Raw genomic sequence first — 19,885 nt, 5'->3', positions numbered from 1 at the left:
GCTATTCCATCTTGATGCCGGCGTCCTTGATCACATGCGCCCAGCGGCCGGTCTCATCCTTTATATATTTGCCGAATTCTCCGGGCGTATTGCCGACCGGCTCCACGCCCACGGATTCCAGCTTGGATTTGACCGCGGGCTGGCGCAAGGCCTTGGCAACTTCCTTTTGGATTCTGTCTACGACCGCTGGCGGAGTGCCAGCCGGAACAGCCATGCCGAACCAGTTCGATATGGTGAACCCCGGCATGGATGCCGCCACCGTCGGCACATTGGGCAGAGCGGCCAAGGGCTTGTCGCCGGTGGTGGCAAGAGCGACAAGCTGGCCGGACTGGACGAACGGGATGCCGATGGCGGGCGCCTCGAATGTCAGCTGGACCTGGCCGGCAATAAGGCCGGCGATGCTGGGACTGCTCCCTTTATAAGGGACGTGAGTCATTTTCAGGCCAGTTGCGGAGTTGAACATTTCCCCCGCCATATGCGGCAAACCGCCATTGCCGCTGGACGAGAAGTTCAAACCGCCCGGGTGCGCCTTGCCGTAGGCGATAAGATCCTTGACAGTCTTGACAGGCAGCTTGGGATTGACATACAGGACAAAACCCGAAGCGGCCACCAGGGTTACCGGGGCAAAATCCTTCTGCACGTTGTAGGGCAGGTTCTTGATCAGGCTTGGCGCAATCGCGAAGTTGCCCATGGTGCCCATGAAAATCGTGTACCCATCCGGCTTGGCACGCGCCACATAAGCCGCACCGATGGCCCCTCCGGCGCCGGGTTTGTTTTCAATGACGATCGGCTGGCCCATGGATTCCGACATCTTGGGCCCAATGACGCGCGTAATGGTGTCGATTGCGCCTCCTGGAGGGAAGCCGATCACAATGCTGATGGGCCGGGACGGATAGGACTGCGCCATCGCGGGGGCCGCGGCCAGGGCCAGAATGCCGGCAGCCAGTGCTGCGCTCAGGTTCATCATAGTTGTCTCCTTACCTTATAAATAGTAATATTTCTCACATAGTAGAATAAATTAATCTTTCTAACAATCCATGCAATAGGCAAGGCGTCGAAAAAAATGGGTATGCGAATCGAGGTCTACGCGGGTACGGCGGGGCATTCCGCATGGTTCAGCGACGATATGGGGGAAACCTGGGTCCACCCGAACAGTCATTCCGGCATGTATCTCGAAGCACGCGTCTGGACATTCTGCGGCCATCCAAAAACGCCTGATGAGCTATACGCCGGCACAGACATGGGTTTGTTCAGGTGGAGCGAAAAAACCGTGCGCTGGACGCCCGTGGCCTCGCCCATGCACGATATATGGGCCTTGGCGCAGGATCCCGACGATCCCCGCATTCTTTATGCGGGCACGCGTCCCGCCGGCTTTTTCCGCTCGAACGACGCCGGCGCCAGCTGGCATGAACTGAACGTGCCCGGCATTTCGAAATTTTCCGAAATCAATATGGGAGCAACCCGCGTCACGCAAATCCTGGTCGAACCAGGAGATGCCCATGTCATATGGGCTACCGTCGAGATCGGCGGCATTTACCGCAGCGACGACGGCGGCCGCAGCTGGGTTCGGCGCGACGACGGCCTGATCTCGGCCGATGTGCACGGCATCGCCTGCATCAGGAACGCTTCAGGGGCGACGATCCTGTTCGCAACCACCAACCGCGGCCTGCATCGCAGCGAAGACGAGGGCCGCACATGGGTCTTTCAAGAACTCGACTCCCCATGGCAATACACGCGAGCCATCGTGCCGCGCGCCGATAGCGACGCCACTTTATTCCTGACCAACGGCGACGGGCCACCGGGTTCCACAGGAATCCTGTGGCGCAGCACCGATTATGGCGAAACCTGGAAAGATGCGGGCTTGCCTCCTGGCCTGAACAGTACACCGTGGTGCGTGGCAACGCATCCCTCCAATCCCGAGATCATTTTCCTCGCAAGCAACCTGGGGCAGATATATCGCAGCATCGATGGCGGCGACACGTGGCTGCGCTTGCCGCATGAATTCGGCGAGGTGCGATCATTCTGCTGGCGCCCCATCAACGCCGCCCCCGACCGCCCGGCCCATTCCATCACCATACGCCCGCCTGCCGGCAGCCCACCGGCCCAGCCCACAAGGACCTGATGCCATGACCTCGCCACGTTTTGCCCAGATCGAACCCGAAAACATGACAGAACCGCAACGCAAGGTTGCGGCCGAGATCGCCTCTGGCCCGCGAGGTTCGATCAGGGGGCCCTTCCTGGCCCTGATACACCAGCCTGAACTGGCAAGCCGGGTGCAAAGCCTGGGCGAATACCTGCGCTTCGGCACGCAGTTGGCTCCCGATCTGATCGAACTGGCCGTGCTGGTTGCGGCGCGACGCTGGAGCTGCCAGTACGAATGGCATGCCCATTCGCGTATTGCGCGCGAAACGACCACGCTATCGACTGCCATCATCGAGGCCATCGCCAGGGGCGAGCCGCCCGTCGGCATGAGCGGCGACCAGGCTGCGGTCTACCTTTTTTGCCGCAGCCTGCATCAGTCCGGTGAAGCCGACGATGCCACGTTCAACGATATTGCGGGCCGATTCGGCTTGCCTGGCGCGCTCGACCTGATAGCTCTTTGCGGCTATTACAGCATGCTGGCCATGGTGCTCAATACCGCACGCTTGCCGTTGCCCGCGGGCGTCGCTGCGCCACTGATGCCGCTCGACGCAAAAGGAACAGCACAATGACAAACCCTGTTCGCCTGGGCCTGATGGTGCCGGCCAATAATACGACCATGGAGCCTGAAATGCTGGACTGGCTCCCCGAAGGCAGTCTCTGCAAAACATTGCGGGTGCCGCGAGGCGAAGGTTTGCTGACGCCCGAATCGTTGCCTGCGTATAAAAAAGCAGCGGTCGAGCTCGCCGCCGCATTCACCGAGGCGCCGGTCGATGTCATCGCCTACGGCTGCACCGCGGCGGGATTCATTCTCGGCCCCGAAGGCGACGCCGCCATCGCGAAGGATCTCGCCGCAATCACCGGTCGACCGGTCGTCACCACGGCGCGAGCCATGCTCGATGCACTGCGAGAAATCGGCGCCCGCCGCATTGCGCTCCTTACTCCGTACCAGGACGATGTGAATATGCGCATTCGACGCTTCCTGGAGTCCGGCGATATCTCCGTGGATCACCTGGACAGTTTTCACGCGGCCGATGTGTCGGCGCTGGGACGCATTACCGAAGACGAAGTCGAGCAGCGGGCGCGAGCCATGATCGAGGCCGATTGCGACGCGCTGTTCATCGCCTGTTCGCAATTGCCGACTTTTCACATCCTGGATTCCCTGCAAAGCGCCTTCGGCAAGCCGGTCCTGTCTTCGATACAGTCCACCGCCCAGTATGTAATGCGGCATGCCGCAAGCCGACCGTCGGCCTGATACAGCAGGCCTGCCGGCGCGGGCTAACCTATTGCCCGCGCCGGCAAGTCCATCATGTTTTCCATGGCCGCGATGCGCGCGGAGATTTCCTGGCCGGCACGAACCACATCAGGCATCAGCGTGCGGAAATCCGCCATGTCCGAATTCTCGGCCCAGGCAACCATGGCAAGGCTGCCCAACACTTCTCCCTCTTGATTGAACAAAGGAGTGGCAATAGACATGACACCGGGGTTGTATTCACCCACCGTCATGCAGTAGCCGTCGGAGCGAATCTGCTTGAGCGCCTTTTTAAAGAATTCCCAGTCCGCACCCAGGCCGCTGGAGGCGATTTCCTTGCGGTTCTTCGCATAAATGGAACGCAGCTGGTGCATAGGCAGATGGGCCAGTATGGCCTTGGCCGAGGCCCCGGCGATCAAGGGGCGACGCTGCCCGCGGTTGAACAGTTGCGGCGGGGCCTCGCGGCTGAGCGCCTGCTGCACGCACATGACGGAGTCGCTGAACAGAATGCACAGCAGCGTGCTGTAGCCCTTTGCATCCGTCAGGTGCTGGGCAATGGATGTTCCCGCCACATAAACGGGATCGCACAGGCGTATCGTGCGATCCAGCTCAAGAATTCTCGGCCCCAGCACATACGAGCCATTGGCCACGCGCGCAAGAAACCCCGCCCCGCACAATACTTTCAGATAGCGATAGCAGGTGGAAGGCGGCGAGCCCGAATAGCGGATCAAGTCCTCCGCCGACCACACGGGAGCGGCCGGCGTGAATACATCCAGCAGGCTCAGCATTCTCTCGAGGCTGCTCATCGATCAGCACCCATATCCATGAAGCGAAGGGCCAAAGGCATGGCACAAATCATCAAAACTTCCCAATATGTAAGATAAATTATATAATTCCTGGGCAAGAATTTTAAAAAAACTTCTAATATACGGAGACATTATCATGATCTGGAAACTGCTGTCCGTTGCCTTGATCGCCTCGGCTACCTGCGCTGCGGCATCCGCGCAATCCGGCTGGCCGACCAAGCCGATCCGAATCGTTGTCCCTTTTGCGCCGGGCTCCTTCACCGACACGGCGGCACGGGTCGTCGGCAGCGAGCTGTCCAAGCAGCTCAAGCAGCCCGTCGTCGTGGAAAACCATGGCGGCGCGGGCAGCACGATCGGCACCGAAATCGTCGCCCATGCAAAGCCCGATGGCTATACGTTCCTGCTGACCGACAACTCATTCGCCGTTTCAGCCGCTCTTTATGAAAAGCTGCCATACAAACCATTCAAGGACTTCGCCCAGGTTTCCCTGGTGGCCGAAGCGCCAGCCGTACTGGTGGCACGCACCAACCTGCCCACCAAGACATTGAAGGCAACACTGGACGAGGCCCGCGCCCATCCCGACACGCTCACCTTCGGATCGGGCGGCACCGGGTCTTCGGCCCATCTGGCGATGGAATTGCTGTTGCTGCAGGCCCACGTCAAGGCCCGGCATATTCCGTATAAAGGGGTGGCGGCCTCCATCACCGATATTGTTGCGCAACGCATCGATATCGGCATCGGCAGCGTGGGCTCGACAGCGCAATACATCGTCAACGGCCGCCTGATGGGCCTGGCCGTGAGCGGAAGCAAGCGCCACCCCATGTTCCCACAGGTGCCGACCTTCGCCGAAGCGGGGTTCCCAAACTACCAGATGATGTACCGGTTCGGCGTCATGGCGCCGGCAAAAACGCCGCCAGCCATTATCGACCGCATGCAAAAGGAAATCGCCCACGCCCTGGAAAGCCCTCAGGTAAACAAGGTCTTCGGCGCCGCGGGTGTGCAGCCGACTTCAAGTTCGTCTTCGAACTATGCAAAACAGGTTAGGGACGAAAGCGCAATGTGGAAAGACGTGATCCACCGCGCCAACATTAAAATGGAGTAGTAAACAATGAGCACATTCGAAAATGGCGCGAAACGCAAGATGCTGGCAGGCCAGTTGGTGGTCTGCATGGGTTTGCGCCAGGCGAGAACCATCGACATCGCCCCCATCGTCGCCGCCTGCGGCTTCGATGCCTTGTACGTCGACATGGAGCACAGCCCCGTGTCGATGGAAACGGTGTCGGCAATCTGCACCGCCGCCGTGGGGTTCGGCATAACTCCGCTGGTCCGGATTCCGGGGCACGGCAGCGAATATCTGTCGCGGGTTCTGGACGGCGGCGCCATGGGCGTGATCGTGCCTCATGTGGAAACGGCGGAACAGGCTGCGGCGCTGGTCAATGCAGCCAAGTACCCTCCAATCGGCCATCGTTCCGTCATGGGCAGCGGGCCGTCCCTCGGCTATCGCAGCATGCCGCTGGCAGACGTCAACAGCCAGGTCAATAAGGAAACGCTGCTCGTGGTCATGCTGGAAACGCCGCTTGGCATAGCCAACGCCGATCAAATCGCGGCGGTGCCCGGCGTCGATATGCTGTTGATCGGATCGAACGATTTATGCACCGAGCTCGGCATCCCGGGCCAATTGCACCACCCCGATCTACGGGCCGCCTACCAGGCTACGGCCCAGGCATGCAAGCGCCACGGGAAAATCCTCGGTGTGGGCGGCATCCGCGCGGATATCCAGTTGCAAACCGACCTGATCGCCATGGGTGCGCGCTTTATCATCGCCGGCAGCGACGTTACCTACCTGATGGAAGCAGCTCGCAAAGACGCGGAAAAACTCAATTCTCTCAAAGCAGTTCAAAAGGAAAACGCATAGTGTCGAACCACGATATTTCGGAGACTCCCCGGTTCAAATCTCCCGCTCTCGCGTGCGATACCCATTTCCATGTATTCGGCCCCGCCGGGCAATATCCATACAGCACCGGGCTGCGGTACACGCCGCCACACGCGCCGCTGGACGATTACCTATCGCTGGCACGCCACTTGGGCATCGCACGTTTCGTGTTCGTCCAGCCCAGTGCCTATGGTCGCGATAACACCTGCATGCTCGACGCAATGCGCCTTATGGGCGGAAATTGCAAAGGGATCGTCGACATCGACGAAGACATCCCCGACCTTGAACTGAGCCGCCTGAATGCACTGGGGGTGCGAGGCGTGCGCATCAATGTCCGCCCCATCAAGCCACTGGAACCTGGATTTTCACAGACGCTCATACCCCGCATCAAACGGCTCGAGGCACGATGCGCCGAAATCGGCTGGCAGCTCGATTTTCTATTGCCGGCATGGCTTACCAGCGAACTCATGCCCACCCTGCGCGAACTGCGGGTCCCGTTCACACTCGCGCACCTCGGCATGAATCTGGCCCGCGACGGAGCCCAAGCCCCAGGCTTCCAGCAATTGCTGGACTTGCTGCGCCATGGCAACGGGTATTGCCGGGTCAAGCTGACCGGCCTATACCGTATCTCCACCGAACCCGATCTCAAAGACATCACACCCATGGTGCATGCGCTGGTCGACGCCGCGCCCGACCGGCTTGTGTGGGGCAGCGATTATCCGCATCTGTCCTTCGAGCAGCACAGTTCGGTGAATCTATTCAATATGCTGGGCGAATACGTGCCCGATGCCGCGATCAGGCAGCGGATACTCGCCGACAATCCGGCCGAACTGTTCGATTTCTAGATCTACGCGCAGGCCAGGTTCCGGGCGTTCTTTTCCTGCACCGCCAGGGGAATCGGAATGATCGCCTGGCCGATGGTCTGGCCTTTTTCAAACATGATCAACTGGCCGGCCTCGAGGCGGGTCCAGATTTCGTTGTCGGTAAGCGGCTTGGTGGCAATCACGGCCACGCAATCGCCCTCGCGGTTGACCTGCGAAAAATCAACCGTCATGTCGGCATCGATGAGATGCGCCTTGTTGAACGGCCACTCGCGAATGATGTAATACAGATTGGTCGAGCAATGCGCAAACAGGAAGCGGCCGTTCGAGATCAGGAAATTGAATACCCCATGCAAGGTAATTTCGCGAGTCAGTTCTTCGATTGCCAGGAACAACTGCTGGTTCGACGGCTCTTCGTTGCCGAAACGGTGCCGCAAACCCTGCATGATCTGGCAGAACGCCGCTTCGCTATCGGTGCAGCCCACTGGCTGATACTGGCCGTCCAGATGGGGATGATAATTTTTCAGGTCGCCATTATGCGCAAAAATCCAATGCCTGCCCCATAGCTCGCGCACGAAGGGATGGCAGTTTTCCAACTGGATGTTACCCTGCGTGGCCTTGCGTATGTGCGCAATCACGTTCTTGGATTTGATCGGGTAGTTCTTGATCAGGTCGGCCACCGGCGAGCGGCAGCAAGGCTCGTTGTCGATAAAGACGCGGCAAGCCTTGTTTTCGAAGAAGGCAATGCCAAACCCGTCGGCATGGTGATCGGTTTGCCCCCCTCGCGCCGCAAACCCTGTAAAGGAAAAGGTTATATCGGTAGGGGTAGCGCAATTCATGCCCAACAACTGACACATGATGGTTTGGTCTTAGCCATAAAAAAACAGCGCGTCATTAAGGGCGTAGGCACCTAGCGCTACGCGATGCGCTGATTAACCCCAATTCTAGTACGGGGAAATCAAAATCGCACAAAACACTGATCAATCAAACACTTATTGACGATATCGATGTGTTTTCGCAACAAAAACATAACTAATGCGAGCGGGGGTGGCGGCCCAGGCGGGGTGAGCGAGCTTGAGTCCGCCGCGGCCGGCGCCTGGATCGGGATGCAAGGGAGCGGTTGTCTGAGCGTCAAGGGTGTCCACAGCCCGGGGGGCTGTGGACGACGCGAGTTCCGCGACCGCCCGATCCAGGCGCCGGCCGCGGGCAGTCCTGGCGCAGCCAGGACCGGACGAGGCGAGCACCACCCTGCCTGGGCCGCCACCCCCGCGTCTTAAGAACGAAAGATGACGGTCGGCCACAAGGCGGCCTCCAGCAACCACCGGGCCAAGCCATCGACACTCAATCCAGTTTCAGATTGGCCTCCTTGGCCACCTTCTTCCACTTGGCGATTTCCTCATTCACAAACGCGCTCAGTTGCTCGGGGCTGGAAGCCACGACTTCGGCGCCGAGCCCTTGCAACTGTTCGCGAATCTTCGGCTCCTTCAGAACCTGGGTCACAGCCGCGGAGACCTTGTCCAGCACTGGCTTGGGCGTACCCGCAGGGGCAAATATGGCATTCCACTCATACGAGGAATATCCCGGCACACCCGATTCCGCAATGGTCGGGATAGTGGGCATCAGGTTCGACCGGCTGGTGCTGCCCACGGCTACGGCGCGCAGCGCGCCGCTCTTGATATGAGCCCACGACGATCCCAGGCTGGCGAACATCAAGGGTACCTGGCCGCCCATCACATCGACCATGGCCGGACCACCGCCCTTATACGGGACGTGCTCCAGGTGCGTGCCCGCCGTCAGATTGAAGAGCTCGCCGGCCAGATGCTGGGCCGAGCCCGGCCCCGCCGAGGCGAAATAGATAGGGTGCTGGCGATCCTTGCCCAGCTTGATCAGATCGGCCACCGAGTGGATGGGGCTTTTCGGATTCACGACCAGCACATTGGGCACCTTGAGCAGTAGGGAAACCGGGGCGAAGTCCTTCTGGACATCAATGCTCATATTGGATCGCAGCGCGGGATTCTGCGCGAAGTTGGACGCATCCAGCATCAAGGTATAGCCGTCGGGGGCGCTGCGCGACACGACTCCCTCGCCTATCATGCCGCCCGCGCCGCCCCGGTTTTCGATCACGACGGTTTGCCCCAGGGCCTTGCCGAGCTCAGGCCCGATCAAACGCGCCACGACATCCACGGTTCCTCCGGGCGGATACGTCACCAGCAAAGTGATGGGTTTGTCCGGATACGCCGCCGCTGCCACGGTGGCGGCGCCCGCCAGGCAGAGCCCCAGCAGATAGCTGACGCTTCGTTTGAATACATGCGACATTGAGAACATGGGTGTCTCCCTGGTTTTTGAACGTGTTTGAACTTGAAACTGAAACATGCGGTCTCCTTAATATTTGAATAACAGCCTGGGGGTATCCGCCAAAATGGCGGATCGATCTTGTGCGTTGGGCACCCAGTCGAACAGATGCTGCAAAGCGCGATCGAATTCGCTGGGTGCTTCATGCTGGGTGTGCGGCCAGTCGCTGCCCCACAACAGGCGCCGCGCCGAAAAGGCATCCAGCAGACGCCGGGCCGCAAGGCCGGATTGGGAAATGGTCTGCTCCGACCAAATACGGTAAGGCGCCGACAACTTCACCCACACGCGGCCTGTGTCTGCCGTACGACACAGGTAATCAAGTGCTGCCGGATCGACATCGAGCCGGTAATCCGGACGGCCGAAATGGTCGACGACAAGCTTGCAGCCGCGCGCCAGCAAAGGGGCCAGCACGTCCGGTAACTGCGAGTTTGGGCAGTGCACTTCCACGTGCCAGTCGAGCCGGTTCACGCACGACAGAAAGCTATGCCAGACGGAATCCTGGAATGCGGGAAGTAGCTGCCCGAACAGATTCAGGCGCACGCCCACCACACCCGCCGCAGCCATTTCCCGCAGCACGGCGGACGGCGTGGCCGGATCCAGGGCGACGACTCCTTTGCACTGCCCCCGGGCCTGGCCCAGACTGTCGAGCAGATAGCGGTTGTCATAGCCCAGGAAGCTGGGCTGTATCAGTACCCCGCCGGCAAGGCCATGGCCTTGCAACAGCGACAGGTAGCGTTCCAGCCCCGCGGAATAGTCCGGCGTATAGCGCCGCTTTGCCGCCATGGGCAAGCCCTGGCCGAATACATGCGCATGGGTATCGATGGCGCCGGGCGGCGGATATTCGGAAACGCTGATTGTGTTCATTGCGACGCGTGCAGATAGTAGGTGCGAGGGCCGGCAGACGTGGTTCAAGTCCGCCTTACGAATTTTCTTGCCCAGCATGCGGAAGATTTGTGATTATTCTAGGCAGGCCACACATATTCATCTATTATCCAGACAATATTTATTCATATTGAAATGATATGGAAATCAGCCAATTGCGATGCTTTCTGGCGGTCATGGACGAAGGAGCCATCGGCAAGGCGGCTCACAGGCTGGATATCGCCCAGCCGGCGCTTAGCCAGTCGATTTCCAGAATGGAAAAAAGCCTGGGCACGGTATTGTTCGAGCGTTCCCGGCGCGGCGCCCGGCCCACGGCGGCGGCGCTGGTCATGGCGCAGGATATCCGCAACGGCCTGTACCTGCTGGACGAGGCCGCCGGCAAAGCGCGGCAGGCCCAGCTAGGGCTGGCCGGCACTTTGCGCATCGGCCTGGTTTCTTCCGCCCTGTTCGAGGTCTTGCCCAAGGCCATACGCGCAATCCAGCGTCATGCTCCGAACCTCCAATTGGTCTTGAAAGAAATGAGCAACGAAGAACAGGTGCTTGCCCTGGAGGACGGCACGCTGGACGTCGGGCTGATGCATTCCCCCGTCGCGGTGAGCGGCCCCATGAGCGAACGCGTCTTGCGTAAAGACAAGCTGATCGCCGCGGTGCCCAGCGATCTGGCGTTGCGGCTGAAAAAGAAAATCTCGCTGCGGCAAATTGCCGAGCAAGGCATGGTGCTGTACCCCAAAGGCCAACTGCCGCATCTGTACGCGGGCATCACTCAGGCCATGCGCCAGGCCGGCCACGAGGTCAAGATCAACCAGCACGCCAATCGCACCATGACAGTACTGGCCTGTGTGGCGGGCGGTTGCGGTATCGGCCTGCTGCCAAGCTGGATTCAAACCATCGATTTCCCCGGGGTCACGTTCTGCCCCATTTCAGAGGGCGACGCCCTGCCCAGCTTCGACCTGGTCGCCATCTGGTCCACACGCAATAAATTCGATCTGGCCAAATTGTTCGCAGACATTTAGCGGATCGTGCGCGCGGCGCCCCATCCGTAGGGGCGGGCCTCGTGCCCGCCCGGGACACATCGCGGCATTCGCACGAGGGTGGAGTACGGCCTACCGTGCGAGCCGACTGCTCATGGCGGCAGCTTCGCCAAGAATCCAGTCTTCGAATACTTTGATGCGCGGCGGCGTTGGAGTTCCCGCACGATACGCCAGGAAATAAGCTCCCGACGTTTCCACCCTCAGGCTGAAGGGCGCTACCAGGCGACCGGCCAGCAGGTCGTCGTTGACGAAAGCCAAATGAGCCACCATCACGCCCAACTGGTCGGTTGCGGCCTGATACGCCAGCGCGGCATTCTCGAACTTCAAACCGCTATTGCCGTCCACCTGCTCGACCCCCGCGGCGGCCAGCCATGTGGGCCAATCCATCGGGCGGTTCATGGAGCACAGCAGCACCTGGTTCGCCAAATCTTCGGGCCTGGACAAGGGCGGGTCACGCGCCAGTAGTCCGGGTGCGCAGACAGGCAGCAAGGTTTCCCCAAACAGGTACAGGTATTTTGAATTGGCATCCGTGGGCGGAGAGGCTTCGGAATGAATGCTGACATCCACATCCTCGCGGTCGAAATCGGCGCGCTGGTGCGAGGTCGTGATCTGTACATCGATTCCCGAGTGCAACGCGTGAAACCTGGCCAGCCGCGGCATCAGCCAGCGAATCGCGAACGTGGGAGGGAGCTTGATGCGAAGCCGATTCTCGTCGGGGCTTTGCCGCAATTGCTGGGTACCGTACTCGATCTGGTCCAACGCATTCTTGACCGTGCGGAAATAAACATGGCCCTGGGCCGTAAGCTCGATGCCGTAGCGCCCACGGTCGAACAATTTGACCTTCAACCAATCTTCGAGCGCGGCCACATGACGGCTGACCGCTCCCTGGGTCACAAATAATTCCTGGGCCGCGCGTGTAAAGCTGGCATTGCGCGCGGAGGCTTCAAAAGCACGCAAGGCATTCAAGGGGGGCAATCGACGCGACATAGAGCACGACACCGTATGACTTTTAATCATACCTATTATGCCTTAATTGTGTTTGCCAGCGTTTCATTTTTATTCAAGAATGGCCGTACAGAACTAGATCCATAAAGGAGACAATCGTCATGAAGAAAATGCATATTTGGCTGGCCGGGATGCTGCTTGCCTGTGCCGGCATGGCACAGGCCGCCCAGCCCTACCCCAATCACGCCATCCACATGTTCCTGCCCTGGCCTCCGGGCGGCGGCGTGGACACGATGGGCCGCTTCATCGCCGACCCCTTGGCCCAGCGCCTGGGGCAGGCTGTGATAGTGGACAACCGGGCCGGCGCAGGCGGCAATATAGGCACCGCCATGGCTGCCCGCGCCGAGCCGGACGGCTACAACCTATTGATGGGTTCAATCAGCCCCAATGCCGTCAACAAGTACCTGTATTCAAACCTGGGCTTCGATCCCATCAAGGATTTCGACCCCATTGTCTTTGTATCTTCGGTCCCCAATATCCTGGTGGTGCCGGCATCGTCGCCATTCAAGACCATGCAGGATGTCGTCGCCTATGCCAAGGCCAACCCCGATAAGCTGAACTACGGTTCGGGCGGCGTCGGATCGTCACAGCATCTGGCTGCCGTGCAGTTCATGGCCGCCGCCAAGATAAAGATGGTCCATGTGCCCTACAAAGGCACCTCTCCCGCCGAGGCCGGCCTGATGGCCAGCCAGATCTCGCTCATGCTCGACACCACGACCTGCCTGCCTTTGATCTCCAGCGGCAAATTGCGCGCGCTGGCGGTGGCCTCGAAGGACCGCAACCCCGCGCTGCCCAACGTGCCCACCTTCAAGGAGCTGGGCCTGCCAATATACGCATCGTCGTGGTACGGCCTGATGGCGCCGGCCGGAACGCCCCGGCCCATCATTGAGCGGATCAATCATGAGGTCAACGATATGCTGAAAACAGACCAGAAGCTGCGGGCGCGCATGGCCGATTATGGTGCCGAAATGGGTGGCGGCACGCCGGAAGATTTCGGCGCCTTCATCGCATCGGAAATGAAACGCTACAAGACCATTGTGGAATTGTCCGGCGCCAAGCTCGACTGAATCCGATCCGACATAACCTTAATGTAGAAGCCATGTCCAACGAATCCGCGCCTCGCACCCTCTTTGAAAAGATCTGGTCGCGCCATCAGATTTTGCGTCGCGAAGACGGCCAGAGCCTGCTGTACGTCGACCGCCATATGGTGCAGGACGGCTCGGCGCCCGCGTTCGAGATGCTGCGCCAGCAGCGACGTGCGCCGCGATCTCCGCAGCGCACGTTCGCAACGCCCGATCACTATGTGCCAACCGGCAACCGCGATCTGAATAGCGTGGCCGATCCGGAAAAGCGCGCCATGGTCAATGCATTGAAGAACGACACCGCAAAGGCGGGGATCCGGTTCTTCGGCCTTGAAGACCCACGCCAGGGAATAGTGCATGTTGTCGGGCCGGAACAGGGCCTGAGCCTGCCCGGCTCTCTGATCGTCTGCGGCGACAGCCATACGTCCACGCACGGAGCCCTAGGCGCCTTGGCCTTTGGCATTGGCGCTTCCGAAGTGGCGCACGTGCTGGCAACGCAATCGATCTGGCAACGCAAGCCCGGGACAATCCGCGTCACGATCGATGGCCGGATCAAAGAAGGCGTTAGCGCAAAAGACATTATTCTCGCCATTATCAGTCGCATAGGCGCCGCCGGTGCCACCGGCCACATTATCGAATACGCGGGATCGGCCATTACCGCTCTGTCGATGGAAGGGCGGCTGACCGTCTGCAATATGTCGATCGAAGCCGGCGCGCGGGCCGGCATGATTGCGCCCGACGACACCACCTTCACATGGCTGGCGGGACGCCCCTTCGCTCCGTCGGGCACCGACTGGGACACATCGCTTGCCCGGTGGCGCGGGTTGGCAAGCGACCCTGGAGCGGAGTTCGACCAGGAAGTGCGCATGCGGGCCGACGAGATCGTGCCCATGGTCACCTGGGGCAATAGCCCCGAAGACGCGCTGCCGATTTCGGGGCGCGTGCCGGACCCGTCGCTGGCCTCAAATGCCGACAGCCAGGCCGCAATGAACAGCACGCTTGCCTATATGGGCCTGGAGCCCGGCATGCTATTGACCGATATTTTCGTCGACCAGGTGTTCATTGGATCGTGCACGAACGGCCGTATCGAAGATTTGCGCAGCGCAGCCGTGGTTGCAAAGGGACGCCATATCGCGAACGGCGTCCAGGCCTGGGTGGTACCCGGCTCCAATCTAGTCAAACTACAGGCCGAGCAGGAAGGCCTGGATAAAATATTTATCGATGCTGGCTTCGACTGGCGTTATGCGGGCTGCTCGATGTGCCTGGCTACAAACGGCGATCACGTCGGGCCGCAAAAACGCTGCGCATCAACCTCGAACCGCAACTTCGTCGGGCGCCAGGGGCCAGGTTCACGCACCCACCTGATGAGCCCCGCCATGGCGGCGGCGGCGGCCGTCACCGGCCACCTGACCGATGTTCGGCAACTCATGGAAAGAGGCTGAAAATGGAACCCTTCCTGCATCTGGATGCCGTGGCCTTGCCTATCCCGCGCTCGAATGTCGATACAGACCAGATCGTGCCCGCCCGGTATTTGCAAAAGCCGCGTTCGGACGATTTCGGCCAGTTCCTGTTTCGCGATTTGCGTTTCGACAAACAAGGGCGGGAGATTTCCGGCTTCATCCTGAATCAGCCGCCCTACCGCCAGGCGCGTGTCGTGGTTGCGCAGAGCAACTTCGGTTGCGGTTCGTCGCGCGAGCATGCGGTATGGGCTTTGCACGATTACGGTTTTCGCGCGGTGATCGCGCCCAGTTTCGGGGATATCTTCTTTTCCAATGCACTCAAAAATGGACTGCTGCCGATCGTACTGCCCGCCGAGGCGACAGCAATGCTGCTGGAAAAGGCCCAGGCAGTGCCGGGCATGCGCGTCGTTATTGATCTTCCGTCGCAGATCGTCACCGCGGCCGACGGATCGATACACGCATTCCAGATCGATGCGTTTTCCAAAAAATGCCTGATCGAAGGCTTGAACGAAATTGACTACACCCTGCAAAACGCGGATCACATTACCGCTTTCGAACGGCGGCATGCCGCAAACATCTAGAAATCGCGCATACGGCCGGCTTCTCTTTTATTGTCGAGGATTATTGAATGAAAATCGCAGTCTTGCCTGGTGATGGCATCGGTAAAGAAGTCACGGCCGAAGCCGTCAAGGTATTGCATGCCGTGCTGGGCAAGAACACGGCACTGGAGCTTATCGATGCGCCCATCGGCGCCGCCGGCATCGAGGCCGCCGGCGACCCTCTGCCGGCCAAAACATCAGAAATCGCGCGCAAAGCCGACGCTATTCTGTTTGGCGCCGCCGGCATGCCTGGCGATGAAGTCATCCCTTATGCAATGCGCCCAGGTGCCAGCTTGCTGCGCCTGCGCAAAGAGCTGGGCCTGTTCGCCAATTTCCGGCCGGCGTTCCTGTTTCCGGAGCTAATCGGCGCATCAACACTGAGGCCGGAGATTGTGGAAGGGCTCGACTTGCTGATCATGCGCGAGCTGACCGGCGACGTTTATTTCGGCGAGCCTCGGGGCATCTCCACCACGGCTTCGGGCGAACGCGAAGGCTATAACACCATGCGCTATTCGGAATCTGAAATCGAACGGATTGCGCATGTTGCGTTTCGAACCGCGCGCCAGCGCCGCCACAAAGTCTGTTCTGTAGACAAGGCAAATGTTCTGGAAACCATGCAATTGTGGCGCGAGGTCGTGACAAACGTCGGCAAGCAATACCCCGATGTGGAGCTTACACACATGTTCGTGGATGCCGCGGCCATGATGCTGATGCGAGCGCCCAAGCAGTTCGACGTGATTGTAACGGGCAATATTTTCGGTGATATTCTTTCGGATGAGGCAGCCATGCTCACCGGCTCGATCGGCATGCTGCCGTCGGCATCGCTGGCGCTCGATCACAAAGGGCTGTACGAACCAGTGCACGGCACGGCGCCCGATATTGCCGGCCGCAATCTGGCCAACCCGCTTGCGTCGATTCTTTCCATGGGCATGATGCTGAGATACTCCTTCAACCAGGCCGACAACGCCGATCGCGTCCAGCGCGCGGTGCGGGCGGTGCTGGCCGATGGCTACCGCACCGGCGACATCGCCCAGCCCGGATGCAAGCGCGTAGGCACATCGGAAATGGGCGACGCCGTGGTTGCCGCGCTAGGCCGCTGATTTGTGTAGAGGTGGGCTCGCGGCCACCCTTTGTGGAACGTCGCGACGTTTGCACGAGGACGGCCACCCGTGAAGCACCAAGGCATTCGCCAAACGCCGCCCATCAATACATGGACGACTTCCCGGTCAGGGCGACGGCGATGCGCAGCAGCAGATACGAGGCTGCGTCCACCCATCGGTCAAGCATCGAGAGCTTTTGCAAAAAAGTGTCGGTCACGCGCCTTGCATCGTTTTGCATGACCGCCGCCAGCGCCGCATTCAGGCTGGAGGCAAAATCCGCATTGTCGACAAACACGTTGGCCTCGCGCGCCAGCAGCAGGCTGAAAGGATCCAGGTTGGACGAGCCGACAGTTGCACGAGCATCGATGACAGCCACTTTGGCGTGCAGGTAGCTGGGCAGGTATTCGTAGATCTCGATGCCGTCATCGAGCAGTTTTCCGTACATGAACCGCGTGGCACGGTGCTGCATGGGATATTCGGACCGGCCCTGCAGCAACAGGCGTACACGCACCCCGCGCGCCGCGGCATGTTCAAGCGCGTGGCGCAATCGGCGGCCAGGGAAAAAATACGCGTTGGCAATCACCACATTTTCGATGGCGTGATCGATTGCATACAGGTACACATTTTCAATCGTCTGGCGGAAGCGGACGTTATCGCGCAATACCAGAGCGGCCCGCATACCCGATTCGTAGCGTGTCGATTTTTCCAGGCGGCGCTTCAGGAGCACAGCGCGCCAATTGGCCAGGCGCGCGGACACATTGGCCCAGTCACTGCGATGACGCCATCCCACGCGCAGCCACAGGCTGTTCTGGGTCGCGGTGATTTCCGGCACAAGCGGCCCTTGCACGCGCACGGCAAAGTCGAAACGCGGCCTGGGGCCCATGCCATCGTTGGGAACATCTTCCAGATCGTCCAGAATATTGATGCCGCCCACGAAGGCAATCCGCTCATCGACCACGGTTACTTTGCGGTGCAGGCGTCGCAGGCGCCTGGCACTGAACACGACGCGTCCGACGCCTTGAGGCTCGGGGTTGTATACACGATACTGCGCGCCCATGGCGGCAAGCCGCTCGCCGATTGCCTGCGCATGCGCGTAGCTGCCAAAGCCATCGACCACAACTCTTACCTTGACGCCGCGTGCGCAGGCCTGTTGCAGATGATCGAGTATGGCCAAGCCACTGCGGTCCAGATTGAAAATATACGTTTCCAGATGGACAACGGTTTGCGCCTCGTCGATAGCCTGGCACAAGGCGGGAAAGAATTGGCTACCGTTTTGCAGCAGATCGATGCGATTGCCTTCGTACCAATGCAGTCGCGATTCGGTGCGTTGCATGCGAAAGCTCTACAAACCCATCAGCTTGAAAATCGCCCGCGTCAGGGCCGACTGCGGATTGCGCAGATCCATCAGGATATTGAAATGATTGGTGCCGGCGACCTCAAGCGCCGACCCCTCATACCCCTGGGCCTGCCAGCCGTGCAGATAGTCCTGGCTTTGACGCTTGAATTCCGCTGTTTCGTATTCGCCCCAGGCCACCAGGATAGGGCACCCCTGTTGCGGCAAATGCATTGCCGGGCTGAGGCGCAGCGCCGATTTCTTGTCGAGCCTGGCCCAGGCATTGATATGCGTGTGTACGAGCGGACGCACATCGAACAGGCCGCTGATGGGGCTGGCGCTTTGCACTATATTCGAGGGCACATCGAAGGCATCGTGCCAATCGCGGGCCAGCAACATGCCTGTCAGATGGCCGCCGGCCGAACTGCCGCTGACATGCAGGCGTTGCGGATCGCCCCGATACTGACCAATGTTCTTGTATACCCAGGCCAGCGCATTGCGGCATTGCTCGACAATCGTGTCCAGCGACACCCCCGGCGCCAGCGAATAATTGACGGCCACCACGGTGGCGCCCGCGGCATGAAATGTGGGCGCCATGAACGATGAGTCGTCTTTGGACAAGGCGCGCCAATAGCCACCATGAATAAACACATAGACCGGCGCGCCGGCGTTGGCGGCAGGGAAAATATCCAGCGTTTCATCGGGATGATCGCCATAGGCTACCGACAGGCTGCCCGCGACCTGCTGCCGCGCCAGCTCGCTGTAGTCGGCATATTCCTTCAAAAATGGCAGGCAGTCGGGCACCGATGCCCGCGCATTGTATTGGCGGTCGATCTCGTCGAGCGAATAACCGACAGGGTTGAAGCTGGTGTTCATGTTTCGGTTCCTGATGTGTCGAGGCAAGTCCGGAACCGCCGCAGGCAGACCGCAAGCCCATTGGGTTCTTGTGACGATGACGCTTTTATACCAGATGAACTCCATACACGGGCGGCTCCAGGGCCGCCCCTACGACAATCGAAGCCAAATGCGATGCGTCAGGGAAGTTCGAGTTCGGCGAACAGGGGGGCGTGGTCGGAAAGTTGTTTCCAGGGCGCGCCCTGCAGCACGCGGGCATTGCGCACGGCAAAGCCGCGCTGGTAGATGCGGTCCAGGCGCAGCCACGGAAATGCGGCTGGAAAGGTGCGGGGAGGCAAGGCAAGACGGGCCGCTCCGTTCATGCTTAGCTGATGCAGCTTGCCCACGGGGAGTTCGTTCAAGGGCGCCGTATAGACGCCGTGCATGCCTAGCTCGTGCATGGATCGCGGCAATTGCAAAGGCTTGGGCAGGCTGCGCAGGCTTCTGCTCAGGCGTTTGACCGAATTACGCAGGCTGGGCGGTTCGGCGACGGGATGCTCGGGCGCGACGGCAAACACTTCGCACAAGCCCAGTTGCTGCACGAACAAAGGGGCCAGACGATTGTTCCAGTCGTTGAAGTCGCCGGCAATCAGGATAGGCTCATCGGCCGGGACCAGACGTTTGATGCGCTCCACCAGGGCTTCCACCTGGCGCGACCGGCTGCCCGCAAACAGGCCCAGGTGCACGACCAGGCAATGCACCGACGTGTTGTTGATTTCAACCTTGACATGCAGAAGCCCGCGCTGCTCAAGGCGATGGTCGGAGATATCCTGGTTTTCCTGGCTAAGGATGGGAAAGCGCGACAGCAGCGCGTTGCCGTGATCGGTGCGGTGACGCACGGCATTGCAGCCATAGGCCGTATTCATGCGCAGCGCCGCCCCCAGCGATTCGTGCTGCGCGTCGAGGCTGGAGCGGCGCTCGTTGCGACCCTGGACTTCCTGCAGAAAACATAAATCGGGGCGCAAGCCGTACAGCCCCAAACGCAAGTCTGCCATGGATTCGCGGCTGCCCGTTGCCGAGCGGCCTTTATGAATGTTGTAGCTGACTATGCGAAGTACTGACACGGACAATCTCGTTAATATTTTGACATCCCGCACCGCGCAGGCCTGTCTGTTTTGATCGTACTCTTTTCCGGGTCGAATGCGATAGGGGATAAACACTGAGGTGTAGGGACGAAAAAGGGCGGCCACAAGGGC

At 60.0% G+C, this 19,885-nt stretch carries 20 protein-coding genes; 11 read left to right on the top strand and 9 right to left on the bottom strand.

Translation table 11 applies throughout. From position 1 onward, the window contains the following. Position 1 precedes the first annotated feature (1 nt). Positions 2-967: a tripartite tricarboxylate transporter substrate binding protein gene (locus LSG25_RS17325; protein ID WP_232742131.1), complete on the bottom strand. Its 966-nt coding sequence runs from the start codon at positions 965-967 to the stop codon at positions 2-4. Between the two features lie 96 nt (positions 968-1,063). Here LSG25_RS17325 and LSG25_RS17320 point away from each other — a divergent pair, with 96 nt between their 5' ends. Genes LSG25_RS17320 through LSG25_RS17310 form a run of 3 tightly spaced genes read left to right on the top strand, consistent with a single transcriptional unit; the run spans position 1,064 to position 3,394 of the window. Continuing rightward, positions 1,064-2,122, top strand: a complete 1,059-nt coding sequence (locus LSG25_RS17320) for a hypothetical protein (protein WP_232742130.1) — start codon at positions 1,064-1,066, stop codon at positions 2,120-2,122. Positions 2,123-2,126: 4 nt separating this feature from the next. After that, positions 2,127-2,711 carry a carboxymuconolactone decarboxylase family protein gene (locus tag LSG25_RS17315; RefSeq protein ID WP_232742129.1) on the top strand — a complete coding sequence of 195 codons (585 nt, stop codon included), beginning with the start codon at positions 2,127-2,129 and terminating at the stop codon, positions 2,709-2,711. Continuing rightward, positions 2,708-3,394: an aspartate/glutamate racemase family protein gene (locus LSG25_RS17310; RefSeq protein ID WP_232742128.1), complete on the top strand. Its 687-nt coding sequence runs from the start codon at positions 2,708-2,710 to the stop codon at positions 3,392-3,394. Before LSG25_RS17315 ends, LSG25_RS17310 begins: the two co-directional genes overlap by 4 nt. A 23-nt stretch (positions 3,395-3,417) precedes the next feature. Here LSG25_RS17310 and LSG25_RS17305 read toward each other — a convergent pair whose 3' ends face one another. Then, complete coding sequence (locus tag LSG25_RS17305) at positions 3,418-4,197, bottom strand: IclR family transcriptional regulator (protein ID WP_232742127.1); 780 nt, start codon at positions 4,195-4,197, stop codon at positions 3,418-3,420. Positions 4,198-4,333: 136 nt separating this feature from the next. On the opposite strand from LSG25_RS17305, the gene LSG25_RS17300 reads away from it, so the two are divergent. The 3 genes from LSG25_RS17300 to LSG25_RS17290 are packed head-to-tail and all read left to right on the top strand — an operon-like array spanning position 4,334 to position 6,975. After that, complete coding sequence (locus tag LSG25_RS17300; protein WP_232742126.1) at positions 4,334-5,299, top strand: tripartite tricarboxylate transporter substrate binding protein; 966 nt, start codon at positions 4,334-4,336, stop codon at positions 5,297-5,299. A 6-nt stretch (positions 5,300-5,305) separates the two neighbouring features. After that, complete coding sequence (locus tag LSG25_RS17295) at positions 5,306-6,112, top strand: HpcH/HpaI aldolase/citrate lyase family protein (protein WP_232742125.1); 807 nt, start codon at positions 5,306-5,308, stop codon at positions 6,110-6,112. Next, positions 6,112-6,975, top strand: coding sequence for an amidohydrolase (locus LSG25_RS17290; RefSeq protein WP_232742124.1), 864 nt, complete (start codon positions 6,112-6,114; stop codon positions 6,973-6,975). The genes LSG25_RS17295 and LSG25_RS17290 overlap by 1 nt, the downstream gene beginning before the upstream one ends. 2 nt (positions 6,976-6,977) lie before the next feature. Here LSG25_RS17290 and LSG25_RS17285 read toward each other — a convergent pair whose 3' ends face one another. The 3 genes from LSG25_RS17285 to LSG25_RS17275 form a co-directional block, all read right to left on the bottom strand. After that, positions 6,978-7,808, bottom strand: coding sequence for a class II glutamine amidotransferase (locus tag LSG25_RS17285; RefSeq protein ID WP_232742123.1), 831 nt, complete (start codon positions 7,806-7,808; stop codon positions 6,978-6,980). Positions 7,809-8,292: 484 nt separating this feature from the next. Continuing rightward, on the bottom strand, positions 8,293-9,267 hold the full coding sequence (locus tag LSG25_RS17280) for a tripartite tricarboxylate transporter substrate binding protein (RefSeq protein WP_232744744.1): 975 nt from the start codon (positions 9,265-9,267) through the stop codon (positions 8,293-8,295). 66 nt (positions 9,268-9,333) lie between these two features. Further along, the gene (locus LSG25_RS17275; protein WP_232742122.1) at positions 9,334-10,167 is read right to left on the bottom strand and encodes an amidohydrolase; all 834 of its coding nucleotides are present in this window, start codon (positions 10,165-10,167) and stop codon (positions 9,334-9,336) included. Between the two features lie 158 nt (positions 10,168-10,325). Here LSG25_RS17275 and LSG25_RS17270 point away from each other — a divergent pair, with 158 nt between their 5' ends. Continuing rightward, positions 10,326-11,198 (top strand): LysR family transcriptional regulator, encoded by an 873-nt coding sequence (locus tag LSG25_RS17270; protein WP_232742121.1) that lies wholly within the window; start codon positions 10,326-10,328, stop codon positions 11,196-11,198. 90 nt (positions 11,199-11,288) lie between these two features. On the opposite strand, the gene gcvA is transcribed toward LSG25_RS17270, so the two are convergent. Then, positions 11,289-12,233 carry a transcriptional regulator GcvA gene (gcvA, locus tag LSG25_RS17265; protein WP_232742120.1) on the bottom strand — a complete coding sequence of 315 codons (945 nt, stop codon included), beginning with the start codon at positions 12,231-12,233 and terminating at the stop codon, positions 11,289-11,291. Positions 12,234-12,322: 89 nt separating this feature from the next. On the opposite strand from gcvA, the gene LSG25_RS17260 reads away from it, so the two are divergent. The 4 genes from LSG25_RS17260 to leuB are packed head-to-tail and all read left to right on the top strand — an operon-like array spanning position 12,323 to position 16,462. Then, a complete protein-coding gene (locus LSG25_RS17260) occupies positions 12,323-13,288 on the top strand; it encodes a tripartite tricarboxylate transporter substrate binding protein (RefSeq protein WP_232742119.1) in 966 nt (321 codons plus the stop codon). Between the two features lie 32 nt (positions 13,289-13,320). Beyond that, positions 13,321-14,745 (top strand): 3-isopropylmalate dehydratase large subunit, encoded by a 1,425-nt coding sequence (leuC, locus tag LSG25_RS17255; protein WP_232742118.1) that lies wholly within the window; start codon positions 13,321-13,323, stop codon positions 14,743-14,745. Positions 14,746-14,747: 2 nt separating this feature from the next. Continuing rightward, on the top strand, positions 14,748-15,344 hold the full coding sequence (leuD, locus tag LSG25_RS17250; protein WP_232742117.1) for a 3-isopropylmalate dehydratase small subunit: 597 nt from the start codon (positions 14,748-14,750) through the stop codon (positions 15,342-15,344). Positions 15,345-15,391: 47 nt separating this feature from the next. Further along, the gene (gene leuB / locus LSG25_RS17245) at positions 15,392-16,462 is read left to right on the top strand and encodes a 3-isopropylmalate dehydrogenase (protein WP_232742116.1); all 1,071 of its coding nucleotides are present in this window, start codon (positions 15,392-15,394) and stop codon (positions 16,460-16,462) included. Between the two features lie 103 nt (positions 16,463-16,565). Here the strand turns inward: leuB and clsB are convergent, their stop codons facing one another. The 3 genes from clsB to LSG25_RS17230 form a co-directional block, all read right to left on the bottom strand. Further along, positions 16,566-17,795 (bottom strand): cardiolipin synthase ClsB, encoded by a 1,230-nt coding sequence (clsB, locus tag LSG25_RS17240; protein ID WP_232742115.1) that lies wholly within the window; start codon positions 17,793-17,795, stop codon positions 16,566-16,568. Positions 17,796-17,804: 9 nt separating this feature from the next. Further along, complete coding sequence (locus LSG25_RS17235; RefSeq protein ID WP_232742114.1) at positions 17,805-18,671, bottom strand: alpha/beta hydrolase; 867 nt, start codon at positions 18,669-18,671, stop codon at positions 17,805-17,807. A 158-nt stretch (positions 18,672-18,829) separates the two neighbouring features. Next, positions 18,830-19,753, bottom strand: coding sequence for an endonuclease/exonuclease/phosphatase family protein (locus tag LSG25_RS17230; RefSeq protein ID WP_232742113.1), 924 nt, complete (start codon positions 19,751-19,753; stop codon positions 18,830-18,832). Positions 19,754-19,885: the final 132 nt, after the last annotated feature.

The sequence above is a fragment of the Paralcaligenes sp. KSB-10 genome (genome assembly GCF_021266465.1).
Taxonomy (GTDB): domain Bacteria; phylum Pseudomonadota; class Gammaproteobacteria; order Burkholderiales; family Burkholderiaceae_B.
The sequence above is the reverse complement of the archived record's forward strand: the minus strand, read 5'-3'. Positions and strand labels throughout refer to the sequence as shown.